At 72.6% G+C, this 14,593-nt stretch carries 11 protein-coding genes; 4 read left to right on the forward strand and 7 right to left on the reverse strand.

Features of this window, described 5'->3' with window-relative positions; genetic code table 11:
• Positions 1-44 precede the first annotated feature (44 nt).
• On the reverse strand, positions 45-2,483 hold the full coding sequence (locus CLT72_RS11565) for a trehalase domain-containing protein (RefSeq protein WP_486484252.1): 2,439 nt from the start codon (positions 2,481-2,483) through the stop codon (positions 45-47).
• 311 nt (positions 2,484-2,794) lie between these two features.
• Here CLT72_RS11565 and CLT72_RS11570 point away from each other — a divergent pair, with 311 nt between their 5' ends.
• The 3 genes from CLT72_RS11570 to CLT72_RS11580 all read left to right on the forward strand — a co-directional run bounded on the left by CLT72_RS11570 (position 2,795) and on the right by CLT72_RS11580 (position 7,228).
• Positions 2,795-4,738, forward strand: coding sequence for an amylo-alpha-1,6-glucosidase (locus tag CLT72_RS11570; RefSeq protein ID WP_101411495.1), 1,944 nt, complete (start codon positions 2,795-2,797; stop codon positions 4,736-4,738).
• Between the two features lie 144 nt (positions 4,739-4,882).
• The gene (locus tag CLT72_RS11575) at positions 4,883-6,211 is read left to right on the forward strand and encodes a glycosyltransferase family 4 protein (protein ID WP_101411497.1); all 1,329 of its coding nucleotides are present in this window, start codon (positions 4,883-4,885) and stop codon (positions 6,209-6,211) included.
• 207 nt (positions 6,212-6,418) lie between these two features.
• Entirely contained in the window at positions 6,419-7,228 is an 810-nt protein-coding gene (locus tag CLT72_RS11580) for a metal-dependent hydrolase (RefSeq protein WP_101411499.1), read from the forward strand.
• A gap of 146 nt (positions 7,229-7,374) precedes the next feature.
• On the opposite strand, the gene CLT72_RS11585 is transcribed toward CLT72_RS11580, so the two are convergent.
• Both CLT72_RS11585 and CLT72_RS11590 read right to left on the reverse strand, forming a co-directional pair.
• Positions 7,375-7,968 carry a nucleotidyltransferase family protein gene (locus CLT72_RS11585; RefSeq protein ID WP_101411501.1) on the reverse strand — a complete coding sequence of 198 codons (594 nt, stop codon included), beginning with the start codon at positions 7,966-7,968 and terminating at the stop codon, positions 7,375-7,377.
• A 145-nt stretch (positions 7,969-8,113) separates the two neighbouring features.
• Entirely contained in the window at positions 8,114-8,932 is an 819-nt protein-coding gene (locus tag CLT72_RS11590; RefSeq protein WP_101411503.1) for an NAD(P)H-binding protein, read from the reverse strand.
• An 81-nt stretch (positions 8,933-9,013) separates the two neighbouring features.
• Between CLT72_RS11590 and CLT72_RS11595 the strand changes: the two genes are divergently transcribed.
• Positions 9,014-9,427 (forward strand): winged helix-turn-helix transcriptional regulator, encoded by a 414-nt coding sequence (locus tag CLT72_RS11595; protein ID WP_088999458.1) that lies wholly within the window; start codon positions 9,014-9,016, stop codon positions 9,425-9,427.
• 61 nt (positions 9,428-9,488) lie between these two features.
• Here the strand turns inward: CLT72_RS11595 and CLT72_RS11600 are convergent, their stop codons facing one another.
• From CLT72_RS11600 to ngcE, 4 genes are all read right to left on the reverse strand, one after another.
• A complete protein-coding gene (locus CLT72_RS11600) occupies positions 9,489-11,192 on the reverse strand; it encodes a bifunctional 3'-5' exonuclease/DNA polymerase (protein WP_101411505.1) in 1,704 nt (567 codons plus the stop codon).
• A gap of 84 nt (positions 11,193-11,276) precedes the next feature.
• Entirely contained in the window at positions 11,277-12,203 is a 927-nt protein-coding gene (locus CLT72_RS11605; protein WP_101411507.1) for a carbohydrate ABC transporter permease, read from the reverse strand.
• Positions 12,203-13,111, reverse strand: a complete 909-nt coding sequence (locus CLT72_RS11610; RefSeq protein ID WP_088999454.1) for a carbohydrate ABC transporter permease — start codon at positions 13,109-13,111, stop codon at positions 12,203-12,205. The genes CLT72_RS11605 and CLT72_RS11610 overlap by 1 nt, the downstream gene beginning before the upstream one ends.
• Before the next feature lie 20 nt (positions 13,112-13,131).
• A complete protein-coding gene (gene ngcE, locus CLT72_RS11615; protein WP_101411509.1) occupies positions 13,132-14,568 on the reverse strand; it encodes an N-acetylglucosamine/diacetylchitobiose ABC transporter substrate-binding protein in 1,437 nt (478 codons plus the stop codon).
• Between the last annotated feature and the right edge of the window lie 25 nt (positions 14,569-14,593).

Here is a 14,593-nt window from a genome sequence, read left to right on the forward strand (position 1 = left end):
GGTGACGCCCACGCGACGGATTGGCGACTCTGACGCTGCTCGGGTCAGCGCCGCAGGGTAAGGATCAGGTCGGCGACCAGGGCCGTCCAACCGGTCTGGTGCCAGGCGCCCAGCCCGGCGCCGTTGTCGCCGTGGAAGTACTCGGGGAAGCAGATCAGGTCCCGCCAGTCCGGGTGGGTCTGGAAGAGCTGGGCGGCGCCGTAGATCGGCCGCCGACCCCAGCCGTCGCGGGTGAACAGCGAGATCAGCCGGGCGGAGAGGTCGTCGGCGATCTCGTCGAGGGTCCGCTTCACCCCCGACCGCGTCGGATACTCCACCTGGAGGTCGTCGCCGAAGAAGGCGGCGTAGTCGCGCAGCGCGCTGATCAGCAGGAAGTTGGTCGGCATCCAGATCGGGCCGCGCCAGTTCGAGTTGCCCCCGAACAGGCCGCTGGTCGACTCGGCCGGTTCGTAGCCGACGCTGAACTCCTGGCCGCCGAGGGTCACCGAGAACGGCTTGTCGAGGTGGGCGCGCGACAGCGTGCGCAGCCCGTACTCGGAGAGGAACTCGTCGGCGTCGAGCATCCGGGCGAGCAGGCGGACGATCTGCTCCGGGCCGACCATCGACAGCAGCCGCTGCTGGCGACCGTCGGGCCCGAGCCGCCGGGCGCCGACGACGTCGGCGTACTCGGGGCGGTTGGCGAGGAACCAGCGCAGCCGGGCGTGCAGCTCGGGCAGCCGGTGCAGGGTACGGGCGGTGAGCCGGGTCGTCGCGGCCAGCGGCAGCAGGCCGACGACCGAGCGGACCTTCAGCGGCACCTTCGTGCCGTCGGCGAGGCGCAGCACGTCGTAGAAGAACGCGTCCTCGGCGTCCCACAGGCCCTGCTCGTACGCGGCGGCGGCGATGTAGGCGAAGTGCTCGAAGAACTTGGTGGCGGTGTCGACCCAGGTGCGGTCGTGTTCGGCCAGCACGACGGCGATGTCGAGCAGGTTCAGCGCGTACATCGCCATCCAGGCCGTGCCGTCGGACTGCTCCAGCACGCCGGCCACCGGCAGCGCCGCCGAGCGGTCGAAGGGGCCGACGTTGTCCAGCCCGAGGAAGCCGCCCTCGAAGACGTTGTTGCCGACGGTGTCCTTGCGGTTGACCCACCAGGTGAAGTTCAGCAGCAGCTTGTGCATCACCCGGGCCAGGAAGTCGTGGTCGCGGCCCCCGTCGATCTCGAAGACCTTCAGCGCCGCCCACGCGTGCACCGGCGGGTTCACGTCCCCGAACGCCCACTCGTACGCCGGGATCTGGCCGTTGGGGTGCAGGTACCACTCCCGCAGCAGGAGCAGCAGTTGCTCCTTGGCGAAGCCCGGATCGACCCGGGCGATGCTCACGCAGTGGAAGGCCAGGTCCCAGGCCGCGTACCAGGGGTACTCCCACGGGTCCGGCATGGAGATCACGTCGAAGCTCGTCATGTGCCACCAGGCGCTGTTGCGCCCGTGCCGGCGCCCGGACGGCGGCGGCGACGAGCCGGGATCGCCCTCCAGCCAGCGCTTGACGTCGAAGTGGTAGAACTGCTTGCCCCACATCAGCCCGGCGATCGCCTGCCGGGCGACGAGGGCCTCGTCCGGGGTCGCGGCGGCCGGGACCACCCCGGCGAAGAACCGGTTCGCCTCCGCCCGGCGGGCCCACACCACGGCGTCGAAGCCGTCGCCGAGGTCGGCCGGGGGCGGCGGGCTGCCGCCGGGCGGCGGGGCGGTACGGGTCAGCCGCAGCCGGATCCGCCGCTGCGCCCCCGCCGGCACGTCCAGCACGTAGTGCAGCGCGCCCTTGGTGCCCTCCCGGGCCGGGTTGACCGTCGGGGCCCCGTCGACCACGTGGTCGTTGATGCCGTCCTTCGGGTAGGGCGAGCGGCCGGGCAGGCCCCAGAGCCGCTCGGCGTTGGTGTCGTTGTCGCAGAGCAGCGGCGTGGGCTCCCCGTCGCCCTCCAGCAGCAGCTGGCCCAGCACCCGGTGCTCGCCGACGAGCCGCGATCCCTCGCCGACCAGCCGGGGCACCCGGTCACCGCCGGGCAGCCCCCACGCCCAGGTGTTGCGGAACCAGAGCGTCGGCAGCACGTGCAGGGTGGCCGCCCGGTCGCCCCGGTTGGCGACGGTGACGACGACGCACATGTCCGTGGGCGTCGCCTTGGCGTAGTCGACGGTCACCGCCCAGTACCGGTCGTCGTCGAAGATGCCGGTGTCCACCAGCTCGTACTCGGTGTCGTCGCGCCCGCGCAGCGCGTTCACCGCGACCAGCTCGTCGTACGGGAAGGCGGCCTGCGGGTAGTGGTAGCGCCAGCGCATCCACGAGTGGGTGGGGGTCGAGTCCTCGTACCACCAGTAGTCCTTGGCGTCCTCGCCGTGGTTACCGCCGTCGCCGCCGAGGCCGAACATCCGCTCCTTGAGGATCGGGTCCTTGCCGTTCCACAGGGCGAGGGCGAAGCAGAACGTCTGCCGGTCGTCGCAGACGCCCGCCATGCCGTCCTCGCTCCACCGGTAGGCTCTGGACCGCGCGTGGTCGTGCGGGAAGTAGTCCCAGGCCGTACCGTGCTCGCTGTAGTCCTCCCGTACCGTCCCCCACGCCCGCTCGGACAGATAGGGACCCCATGCGCGCCAGTCCTGCTCGCCGGCGTCGGCCTGAGCCAGCCGGAGCCGTTCGGGGTCGGGCGCGTGGTCGTCGGGGGCGGCACGTTGGTGATCACTCGCACATCTTCGACGTCGCCGGGGGACTTCACCACAGGAGCCATTCTCGTCGTGGCGTGTTGCACCCCGCCGCCGGTGGAGGAAAGTTGATCGACATTCACTTCGGCCCGCAGGTCTGCGGCGACCTGACCGGCGGCGCCACCCGGGAGTGGCTGGTCACCGACGGTCTCGGCGGCTACGCCACCGGCACGGTGAGCGGGCTGCGCACCCGCCGGTACCACGGCCTGCTCGTGGTGGCCGGCGAGACGCCGGCGTCCCGCCGGGTGGGACTGGTCGGCCTGGACCCGGCCGTGCTGTTCCCCTCCGGCGCCCGGGTGCGCCTGGGCGCGCACGAGTGGGCCTCCGGCGACGTCGACCCGCGCGGCTTCGAGCTGCTGGAGCGCTTCGACCTGACCGACGGCCTGCCCCGGTGGCGGTGGCGGATCGGCGACGTGGTGATCGAGCGGGAGCTGGCGATGACGCACGGGCGTCCCTGCGTCGCCGTGGTGCACCGGCTGGTCTCCGGTGGGCCGGTGCGCCTCGACCTGGCGGCGGTGTGCACCTGGCGGGACGCGCACGGCGAGCGCCGCGCCGACGGCCCGGCCCCCCGGGCGGAGTCCGTGCCGGGCGGCGCGGTGGTCGAGGGCGCGTTTCGCATCGCCGGGCCGGACTGGACCCCGGAGGGCCGGTGGTGGCTCGGCGCGCACCACCGGGAGGAGGCGGCGCGGGGCCTGAACCCCGATGAGGACCTCTGGTACGCGGGCCGGTTCTCCGGCGCGCTGGAGCGCCCGGGCGACACGGTGTCGGTGCTCGCGTGGGCCGGCGAGCTGGTCGAGGAGCCGCCCCCGGCGACCGAGGTGGTAGCGGCGGCGCGGGCACGTAACCGGCGGGTGGTGGCCGCGGCGAAGCCGGCCGACGCGGTCGAGGCGACGCTGACGCTGGCCGCCGACGCGTTCGTGGTCGACACGGCCACCGGGCCGGACGTGGTGGCCGGCTACCCGTGGTTCGGCGCCTGGTCGCGGGACACGATGATCTCCTACGAGGGGCTGTTCCTCTGCACCAACCGGGCCGGCGAGGGCCGGGAGCTGCTGCGGGCGTACGCGGCGACGCTGTCGGAGGGGATGCTGGCGAACACCGCCGACACCGGGCGGGTGGAATACAACACCGTCGACGCGACCCTGTGGTTCCTGCACGCGGTCAGCCGGCACGTCACCGTCACCGGTGACACCGACCTCGGCGACGAGCTGCTGCCCGCGCTGCACGGGGTGGTCGACGCGCACCTGGCCGGCACCCGCTTCGGCATCGCCGTCGACCCGGCCGACGGGCTGCTCACCCAGGGTGGCACCCCGGGCACGGCGTTGACCTGGATGGACGCCCGCGTGTACGGGGTGCCGGTCACCCCGCGCACGGGCAAGCCGGTGGAGGTCAACGCGCTCTGGGTCAACGGGCTGGCCGGCCTGGCCGAGCTGACCGAGCTGGCGGGGCGGGACGCGGGCGCGCTGTGGCGGCTGCACGAGCGCGCCGGCGCCGCGTTCGCCGACCGGTTCCCGGCCCCGTCGGGCTGGCTGCACGACGTGGTGGACGCGCCCGCGCCCGCGTACCCGCTGGGTGGGGCCGCGCACCACGACGACGACCTGCTGCGCCCCAACCAGCTGCTGGCCTGGTCGCTGCCGTACGCCCCGCTGGAGCCCGACGAGGCCACCGTGCGCCGGGTCGCCGCCGGGCTGCTCACCCCGCTGGGCCCGCGCAGCCTCTCCCCCGACTCGCCCGAGTTCGTCGGGCGGCACCGGGGCGGTCCGGCCGAGCGGGACGGCGCCTACCACCAGGGCACCGTCTGGCCGTGGCTGCTCGGCCCGTACGCCGACGCCGCCCGACGGGCCAAGATGCCGGTCGATGACCTTTTCGTCGGCATCGAGGCCCATCTGGCCGAATTTGGCCTAGGATCGGTGAGTGAGACGGCCGACGGCCTCGCGCCGCACGCGGCCACCGGGTGCCCGTTCCAGGCGTGGTCGGTCGCCGAGCTGCTGCGCGCCCGCAGAAACGGCCGGTAGCGCTTTACACGACCGCAACGGCGGCGTCTCCGCCGGTTAGCCAGCCGCCAGCAGGATGGGTTCCGATCCGCTCGCGACCGCACCGGGCACCGGTCTCCGGTACCCGACGGCGCGCCCGGGGACAACTCAAAGGGGGCCGCCCGAATGTCACCTGACGCCGACGTGATCGACATCCACCCCGCCCGGCGACTGCGGGTGCTGATGCTCTCCTGGGAATACCCGCCGGTCCTGGTCGGCGGGCTCGGCCGGCACGTGCACGCCCTGTCGGTCGCCCTGGCCGCCGCCGGCCACGAGGTCACCGTCGTCACCCGCCACAGCGAGGGCGCACCCCTGGAGGAGTACGCCGACGGCGTACGCATCCTGCGTGCCGCCGAGGACCCGGTCACCTTCCCGCTGGCCACCTCCTCCCTGCTGGCCTGGACCATGGCGTTCAACCACACCCTCACCCGCGCCGCCCTGCGCGCCACCGAGGCCGGCTCCTACGACGTCATCCACGCCCACGACTGGCTCGTCGCGCACACCGCGATCACCGTCGCCGAACACCTCGACCTGCCCCTGGTGACCACGATCCACGCCACCGAGGCCGGCCGGCACCAGGGCTGGCTGCCGGAGGAGATGAACCGCACCATCCACGGCGTCGAGCACTGGCTGAGCAACGCCTCCGTCCGGGTGATCGCCTGCTCCGGCTACATGCGCGACCAGGTCACCACGCTCTTCGACGTGCCGTCCGGGCAGATCGACGTGGTGCCCAACGGGGTCGACGACCAGGCCTGGCGCGCCCGGCCGGGGGCGGTCACCGCCGCCCGGGCCCGCTTCGCCGGGGACGGCCCGCTCGTCGGGTACGCCGGCCGGCTGGTCTACGAGAAGGGCGTGCAGCACCTGGTGCACGCCGTGCCGTACCTGCGCGAGCGGCACCCCGGGCTGCGGGTGGTCATCGCGGGCGACGGCCCCTACCGCCGCGAGTTGGAGGAGGAGACCCGACGCCTCGGGCTCGGGCAGACCGTACGCTTCGCGGGTTTCCTGGACTCGACCCGGCTGCCCGCGCTGCTCGGCGCGACCGACGCGACCGTGGTGCCCAGCCTCTACGAGCCGTTCGGGATGGTCGCCCTGGAGGCCGCGGCGGCCGGCGCGCCGCTGGCCGTGGCCCGCACCGGCGGCCTCGCCGAGATCGTCGAACCGGGCGTGACCGGGGTGACGTTCCCGCACAGCGACCCGGACGCCCTCGGCGAGGCGGTCGACCAGCTCCTCGGCGACGAGGTCTTCGCGCGGCGGGTGGCCCGGCGGGCGCGCACCATGGTCGGCCGGCGCTACGGCTGGGCGACCATCGCCGCCCGGACCGCCGGCACGTACGCGACGGCCCGCCGGGAGCACGGCCCGACGCAGGCCCGGCGCGCCGCCGCACGGCTCGGCGAGACCCGCCGGACGATCACCATCCCCGAGGGGAATCTGCTCGCGGTCGGCGGCGCCCGCTGAGGAGCCGCTTCCCCGCCGTCGGGTGGCCGACAGACCGGCCCCCGACCGCCGCCCGGCACGGCATACTTCCTGCCGGTACGCCCAGCGTCACCCATCCCCTCCCGGCACTGTCCCAGGTGGACCGTCCGGGTGATGCCCCTGCGCCGCACCGGCGAACTACAGTGGCGTAGTTTTGGCGCTCAAGATCCCTGGGGAGGGTGAGCCGACATGATGGGACCGTCCCACGCGCTGTCCGGCGCGGCGGTGTGGCTGACCGGATCCTGGGCGCTGCAACAGTTCGCCGACTACCACCAGTCGCCGCTGGAACTCGCCGTCGGCACCGCCGTCTGCGCGGGCGGGGCGCTCTTCCCCGACCTCGACCTCTCCGGCAAGGTGACCCGCAACCAGGGCGGGGCGACGGTCGCCCGCACCTTCGGCGTGTTCTCGCTCTTCATCGCCGAGGTGATGGAGAAGGTCTCGCTCGGGGTCTACTACGCCACGAAGCTCAGCAAGGACCCGCGCCGCAACAACGGCCACCGCACCCTGACCCACACCATCCCGTTCACCCTGCTGGTCGGCTGGGGCACCACCACGCTCTGCGCCGCGTACGGCAAGTGGGCGGTCATCGGCATCCTCTTCTTCATGTTCGGGCTGGCGCTGCGCGGCCTGTTCGACAAGTGGGCCGAGCGCGCCGGCTGGGTCATCGTCACCCTCGCCTCGGCCGCCGCCGCCTGGTACACCTTCGCCAACCTGCCCGGCGGCCGGGGCTACCCGCTGATCGGCACCGCCGTGGGGGTGGGCTGCTTCGTGCACATCCTCGGCGACATGATCACCCGGGCCGGGGTGCCCATCCTCTGGCCCATCCCGATCAAACGCCGGATGTGGACGCCGATCGGCCTGCCGAACAAGATCGCCCTGCGCGCCGGCGGCAAGACCGAGGTGGTCGTCGTCCGGACCGTACTGACCGCGATCTCGGTGCTCGCGGCGGCCGGGCTGGTCGCCCCGTCGGTGCTGCAACGCTTCAACATCGACGTCTGAGGTAGTGGTCACCTGAACCGGACCCCGGCGTCGATCTGCGGTATTGCCGACTCATCGCGATACCGCACGGGTATTTAAATGCCACACAGGTATCAGCCGCTTCGGCGATGGTTCGCCCGCTCCACGCACCATCGCCCTCCGCGCTCCTAGACGCCGACGCGCTGCGGCGGGACGGTCAGCCCGTAGAGCGCCATCAGTTCCGGGGTGTCGACCCGACTGCCGTCGGCCACCGAGTCGCAGGAGATGTCGACGATCTGGTCCTTGTGCGCCAGCAGGTACGGCCGGGCGCCGACGTCCGCGCTGGCCAGGGTGGCGATGCCGGACCAGTGCCGGCGTCCGAACAGCATCGGGTAGCCGCGCAACCCGTCGTAGGTCGCGCAGACCAGCACGTCGGGGTACGGCAGCGCGACCACCCGGCGCACGGCGGCGGCGGTCAGGCCGGGCATGTCGACCGGCACCACCACGACCGCCTCGATGCCGTCGTCGTCGAGCGCGGCCAGGCCGGCCCGGATGGACGAGCCCACGCCGGTCCCCCACGCCCTGTTGACCACCACCGTGGTCCGGCTCAGGTCCGCCGTCTCGCGGACCTGGTCGGCGGCGGCGCCGAGGACGACCACGATCCGCTCGCAGCCCGCCTCGGTCATCGTGTCGATCATCTGGCTCACCAGGGGCTTCTCTCCCTGGTGCAGCAGGGCCTCCGGGCCGCCGATGCGGCGCCCCCCACCCGCGGCGATGATCATTCCTGCAATCCGGTTCAGCTGGGCCCCCTCCACCGTGGAGCGGGCCGTGGCACGAGGGCACGGCCCGCTCCGTCGTACGGACATCGGGAGCAACGAGGACGAGGCGGACCGGGTAGCGGGGCGAAAAGGGAAAATAGTGCAACTGTTACCGGGGCGGAACCTGACCGGCGGCGGCCACCGCCACCGGCATCGGGTCGCGGGGCGGACGCGCCAGCAGGCGCGCCAGGTCGCCGTGGGTCCGCCCGAGGAAGCCGCCCGCCGTGGCGGAGTAGATCGACATGAGCATGGCCGGCTGGAAGGGCAGCAGGCCCGCGCCCGACAGCGCGGCGCGCCGGACGCCCAGCGGCTCCGGGCGGTAGGGCACCCCCAGTTCGGCGGCGAGTCCCGTGGCGGTGAGCGCGACCGGCCCGGTCAGCTCGTACGTGCGGCCGTGGTGCGCGGCGGGGTCGGCGGCCACCCGCACGGCGGCGTCGGCCAGGTCCTGCCGGGCCACCGCCGCCAGCGCTCCCGCGCCGAACGGGGCCGTGACCGCGCCGCCGACCGGGGCGGCCAACTGCCCGAACAGCTCGGCGTAGAGCCCGTTGCGCAGGATCGTCCAGCCCAGGCGACTCTCCCTGAGGCGACGCTCGGTCCACCGGTGCGCGAGCGCGAAGGCCAGGTGGTCGCCGGCGCCGATCAGGCTCGTGTAGACCACGTGCCCCACCCCGTGCCGCTCGGCGGCCACGATCGCCCGGTCGTGGCGGGCGAGGACGACGTCGTCCTCGCCGTAGCCGGCGGAGACGAGCACCAGCACGCGTACGCCCGCCAGGTCCGGCCCCACCGGGTCGTCGAGGTCCACGCGGCGCCCGGCGTCGCCGAAGCGGCCGGGCGTACGGGTGCCGGCGAGCGGGGCGAGCCCCCGCTCGACCAGCCCGGCGTGGATGAGGGAACCCAGGTGCCCGGAGGCGCCGGTGACCAGCAGCATGTGGCGAGCCTTTCGGTGGTACCGAATCGGAACTAGCCTCATCGTCGGGAACCACGGACGCGGCCACAAGGAGGCACTTCGATGTCGGCAGGGCACACGGCGGTAACCGACGCGCTGGCGCCCTGCGGCCTGCCCGAGCACCCCGACTGCGGGATCCGCGACGTGCTCGACCGCATCGGCGACAAGTGGTCGGTGCTCGCGATCGTCGAGCTCTCCTCCGGCGTCCGCCGGTTCCGGGAGCTGCAACGGGCCATCCACGGCATCTCGCAGCGGATGCTGACCCTGACCCTGCGCCGGCTGGAACGCGACGGGCTGGTGCTGCGCACCGCGTACCCGACCGTCCCGGTGACCGTGACCTACGAGCTGACCGAGCGCGGGCGGAGCCTCACGCACCTGGTCAGGCAGTTGGCGGACTGGTCGCTGGCGCACAAGGACGCCATCGCGCAGTCACGGCACGCGTGGGACGCCGCCAACCCCGGCTCCGGCGTCTCCTGAGCGGACGGAGGCGGCAGGCGCCTGCCCACGCAGACGGCGGGCGGGTGGGCGACGACCCCTGTCAGGCCGCGTCGGCGTAGCAGTCGACGACGGACAGGTCCAGCGGGAAGCGGACCGGGGTGTCGCCGAAGAGCAGCGCCGTGGCCTGCTCCCCGCACCGGGCGACGGCGTCGGCGACCGCGTCGGCCCGCTCCGCCGGGCAGTGCACGACCACCTCGTCGTGCTGGAAGAAGACCAGCTCGGCACCGGTGCCGGCGAGCTGACCGCGCAACGTCGCCAGCAGGGTCGAGGCCCACTCGGCGGCGGTGGCCTGGATGACGAAGTTGCGGGTGAACCGCCCCCGGGACCGGGCCGCCCGGGCCCGCGGCGACTGCGGGTCGTCGCCGCCGACGGGCAGGTCGGCGTCGGGATCGCCGAAACCGGCCGTGCCGGGCGGGCAGGTGCGCCCGAGCCAGGAACGCACCAGGCCGCCGGCCTCCCCGGTGCGGGCGGCCGCCTCCACGTAGCCGAAGGCCGTCGGGTAGCTGCGCCGCAGCACCGCCAGCGCCGGCACCGCGGCACCGCCGGTCTGCCCGTACATGGCGCCCAGCAGCGCCACCTTGGCCCGTGGGCGGTCGCCGTCGAAGGCGTCCTGGGCGAGGGCGGCGTAGAGGTCACCGGCGCCACCGGCGGCGGCGAGCCGGGCGTCGCCCGAGACCGCGGCGAGCACCCTCGGCTCCAGCTGGCCGGCGTCGGCGACCACGAACCGCCAGCCCGGATCGGCGACCACCGCCCGCCGGATGACCTTGGGGATCTGCAACGCGCCGCCGCCCCGGGTCGCCCAGCGACCGGAGACCACCCCGCCCGGGACGTACTCCGGCTGGAACCGACCGTCGCGCACCCAGGCGTCGCGCCACGCCCAGCCGTGCGCCGTCCAGATCCGGTAGAGCTCCTTGTATTCCAGGACCAGCGGCACCGCCGGGTGGTCCACCCCGCGCAGCACCCAGGCCCGGGTGTTGGGCAGCTCCACGCCGGCCCGGGCGAACGCCCGCAACAGCTCCGCCGGGGAGTCGGCGTGCAGCTGGCGTACGCCGAACGCGTCGGCGATCCGCGCGGCCAGCTCGGCCAGCCGGCGCGGCGGGCCGCCCACCGGCGACGGCTCGCCGAGCAGCTCGGCGAGGATCTCGTCGTGCACGTCGACCCGCCAGGGCAGCCCGGCCGCCCCCATCTCGGCCGCGACGAGCGCGCCGGCCGACTCCGCGGCGACCAGCAGGCGGAACCGGCCGGGGTGCTCGGTCGCGGCGATCCGGGCGAGCTGGTCGGCGTACACCTGGGTCAGGGCCTCGACGCCGGGGCCCGGCGGGCCGGGCAGGGCGTCGAAGAGCGCGCCCTGGCCGTGCCCGGGCGGCGCGGCCGGCCGCGGCGGCGGGTCGGCCGGCACCGGCGTGCCGGTCAGCCGGGCCCAGGCCGCCGCGAACGAGCGGGGCTCGCCCCAGCGGCCGGCGTGCCCGAGCAGCAGGGCCTCGGTCAGCTCGACGTCGTGGCAGCGCTCGACCCGCACCCCGGCGCGCAGCAGGGCCGGGTAGAGCGTCGCACCGCAGGCCCACACCCAGCGCGGCCGTTCCGCCGCCTCGGACGCGGCGACGGCGGCGGCCAGGTCGGCGACCGATCGCACCGGGCCGGCGGGCAGCCCGGCGGCGTCGAGGGGTTGCAGCGCTCCCCCGCCCCGCTCGTCCGAGACCACCGCCACCAGCACGGATGCGATTCTGCCTCGCCCCTGCGACACTTCGCGCCCACAGGGCGGTGGTCGTCCCCCGTGGGACGACCACCGCCGCGCGGAAACCGTCCGCGCGCCGCGGGGCCGGCGGGGCTACTTCACCGCGCCGGAGGTGAGACCGGACTGGATCTGACGCTGGAAGATCGCGTACACGACGATCATCGGGAGGATGGCGATGGTCAGGGCGGCGAAGAGGCCGGACCAGTCCGCCTCGTAGCCGGCGTTCACCGAGATGTCCGCGATGCCCTGGGTGAGCACCCACTTGTCCTTGGCGTTGGAGAGCAGCACGAGCGGCAACTGGTACTGCCCCCACTGGCCGATGATGTTGAAGATCCCGACGCTGATCAGGCCCGGCTTCGCCATCGGCATCATCACCTGGAAGAAGAGCCGGGTGTGCGAGCAGCCGTCGATCATCCCCGCCTCGGCGACCGACGACGGCAGCGTCTTGAAGAACGCGGCCAGGAAGAACACCGTGAACGGCAGCGAGTAGGCGATGTAGACCAGCACCACCCCGGTGTGCGTGTCCAGCAGCCCCAGGTTCTTCACCACGAAGAAGAGCGGTACGAGGGCCAGGAAGACCGGGAACGCGAGCCCCGAGACGAACAGGTAGTAGATCGCCCGGTTGCCCCAGAACTTGTAGCGCGCCAGCACGTACGCGGCCATCGAGCCGAGCAGCATGGTGCCGAAGGTGCTGCACGCCACCACGATCACGCTGTTGAGGAAGTAGCGCCCGACGTTGGCCTTGTTCCACGCCCGGGCGTAGTTCTCGAACCGCAGCTCCGCCGGCAGGGTCCACGGGCTGCTGAAGATCTCCGTGGTGTTCTTGAACGAGGCGAGGAAGGTCCAGAGGATCGGCACGATCACGATGACCGCCCAGACCGCGAGCGCCACGTGCCCGAGGTTGGCGAAGAGCCGTACCTCCCGTCGTCCCCTGCCTGCGCGCCCACCCGCGGCGCCCGGCTTCCCGGTCTTCGGCGGTAGCGCCGCCGGTGTCGGCGGCAGCGTCGTCTGCGGGTTCATCAGTACTCCACGCTTTCCCGCTTGGTCAGCCGCAGCGTCAACGCCGCGAACGTGAGGGTGAGGAAGAACAGCGCCACGCCCATGGCCGAGGCGTAGCCGTACTTCGAGTAGACGAAGGCGTTGCGGTAGATCTCCATCGCCAGGACGGTGGTGGCGCCGTCCGGGCCGCCCCCGTCCACCGAGAGCACCGAGACGATGGCGAACGCGTCGAACGCGGCGATGCCCAGGTAGACCCAGGCGACCTGGAGGGTGTCCCAGAGCAGCGGCAGGGTGACCCGGAAGAAGAGCGTCACCCGGTTCGCCCCGTCCACCTCGGCGGCCTCGTAGATCTCGCCGGGGATGGAGGCCATGCCCGCCGAGAAGAGCACCACGTAGAAGCCGACCGCCTGCCAGACCAGCACGCCGATGATCGACCAGAGCGCCAGGTTCGGCCGGACCAGGAAGAGCACCGGGTCGAAGCCGAGCTTCATCAGCACGCCGTTGATCAGGCCGGACTCGTTGGGCCGGTAGACCATCTGGAACAGCACCGCGATGATGGCCACCGCCAGGACCTGGGGGAAGAAGAACACCACCCGGTAGAACTTCGACCCCCAGACCCCCTGGCGTTGCCCGCCGCTGCTCTTGCCGCCCACGTTGAGCAGGAACGAGAAGAACAGCGCGATGGCGATGGTGATCAGCGGCAGGGCAAGCAGCAGTACGCCGTGGTGCTGGACCGCCTTCCAGAAGTTGTCGTCGTCGAACAACCTCCGGAAGTTGTCGAAGCCCACCCACTGCGGGGCCGAGAGCCCTCGCCAGTTGGTCATCGAGATCTGGAACGCCTGCGCGTACGGCGCGATGACGAAGACCACGTACAGCGTGACCGGGACGAAGAGGAACCCGATCACGAACGGATACTTGCCGTGCCGCATGACCCCTACGCTCCGATCGATCAGCGCTTGAACTTGGTGATGGAGCTGTCCTTCTTGATCGCGTCGGCGCGCTTCTGGATGCGCTCCGCGAAGGCGTCCGCCTTGATCCGGCCGAACATCAGCTCGTTGGTGGCCGTGCGGACCTCCGTGTCGAGCTCCTTGTACCAGCCGTCGAAGTAGATGTTGAACACGTCCTTGCCGGCGGCCTTGAGCGCGGCCTGCGAGCTGGCCACGCCGGGCGGGAAGGCGAAGCCCTCCGAGCCGGCGGTGACCACGGTCGGGGCCTTGACCACCTCGGTGAAGCCCTTCGCGCCGGCCACCGAGAGCATCTGGCGCATGTACTCCAGGCCGCCCTTGGGGTTCTTGCTCTTGGCCGAGACGAAGTAGCCCTCACCGGCGGTCGCCCGCAGCGCCGTCGCCGGCAGCTTGTCCGAGGCGGACAGGCTCGGCACCGGCATGAGCTGGTACTCGAAGCCGGACGGGGTGTCCTTCTTCTGCTCGCCCTCCAGCCAGTCGCCGCTGGGGTAGAACGCCAGCTTGTACTGGTTCTGCCGCAGCTGCACGTCGGTGTGCTTGAGCCCCTCGAAGCTCTTGTCGACGTACTTGGCGCCGATCTCGGCCCATGCCTCGGCGGCCTGCTTGACCGCGTCCTGCTGCCAGGCGCCGTCCTCCAGGTTGTCGATGTTCTTCAGCACGTCCGTGCCGCCGATCTTCGCCGCGTGGGTGAGGATCACGTTCCACTGGTAGTACGCGGCGTTCGCCCCGGCGTAGCCGTACGGGGTGATGCCCTTGGCCTTGATCTTGTCGAGCAGGGCCGTGAACTCCGACCAGTCCTTGGCCGGCGCCCAGCCGTTGTCCTTGAAAAGCTTGCCGGAGTACCAGATGCCGAAGACGGTGGAGACGTAGTACAGGACGTACGGCTTGCCGTTGAAGGATCCGACGTCGACGGTGCCCGGCACCACGGTGTCGCGGACCTTCTTGTTGGGGTCGTCGACCGACGGGGCGTCCCACAGCTCGGTGAGGTCCTGAAGCTGGCCGTCGGCGACCAGGGCGCCGAAGTCCATCAGCTTCTCGCCGGAGTTGTTCACGAACTCCGGCGGGTTGCCCGAGGCGAACCGCGGCTGGAGCACCGTGGACACGGCCTGGGTCGACTGGTGCTTGACCTCGGCCTTCGGGAACGCCTTCTTGTACAGCGGCTGGTGCACGTCGGTGGCGTACTTCTCGCCGTAGCCACCGTTGAAGATGACCACCTCGATCGCGGCGTCCTCGGCGACGCCGAGCGGGTTGGTGGCGCTCTTGGTGCCGCCGGCGACCTGCTCGTTCTTCTCGTCGCCGCCGCTGGTCGCGCAGGCGCTCAGCAGGCCGGCGGCCGGGGTGGCGAGCAGGCCCACCGCGGCGGCCCGACGCAGCACGGTCCGGCGGCTCAGGTCGGCCGGGTTGTCGGGGGTAATCGACATCGTCGTCTCTCCTTGTGTGTTCGGG

It is taken from the genome of Micromonospora sp. CNZ309, assembly GCF_002846525.1.

What these genes read in the sequence shown, in the direction of transcription:
- CLT72_RS11605 (WP_101411507.1), bottom strand. Translation starts at nt 12,203, where the DNA reads ATGAACCCGCAGACGACGCTGCCGCCGACACCGGCGGCGCTACCGCCG.
- CLT72_RS11610 (WP_088999454.1), bottom strand. Translation starts at nt 13,111, where the DNA reads ATGCGGCACGGCAAGTATCCGTTCGTGATCGGGTTCCTCTTCGTCCCG.
- CLT72_RS11590 (WP_101411503.1), bottom strand. Translation starts at nt 8,932, where the DNA reads ATGCTGCTGGTCACCGGCGCCTCCGGGCACCTGGGTTCCCTCATCCAC.
- CLT72_RS11580 (WP_101411499.1), top strand. Translation starts at nt 6,419, where the DNA reads ATGATGGGACCGTCCCACGCGCTGTCCGGCGCGGCGGTGTGGCTGACC.
- CLT72_RS11585 (WP_101411501.1), bottom strand. Translation starts at nt 7,968, where the DNA reads ATGATCATCGCCGCGGGTGGGGGGCGCCGCATCGGCGGCCCGGAGGCC.
- CLT72_RS11575 (WP_101411497.1), top strand. Translation starts at nt 4,883, where the DNA reads ATGTCACCTGACGCCGACGTGATCGACATCCACCCCGCCCGGCGACTG.
- CLT72_RS11565 (WP_486484252.1), bottom strand. Translation starts at nt 2,483, where the DNA reads ATGGCGGGCGTCTGCGACGACCGGCAGACGTTCTGCTTCGCCCTCGCC.
- CLT72_RS11595 (WP_088999458.1), top strand. Translation starts at nt 9,014, where the DNA reads ATGTCGGCAGGGCACACGGCGGTAACCGACGCGCTGGCGCCCTGCGGC.
- ngcE (WP_101411509.1), bottom strand. Translation starts at nt 14,568, where the DNA reads ATGTCGATTACCCCCGACAACCCGGCCGACCTGAGCCGCCGGACCGTG.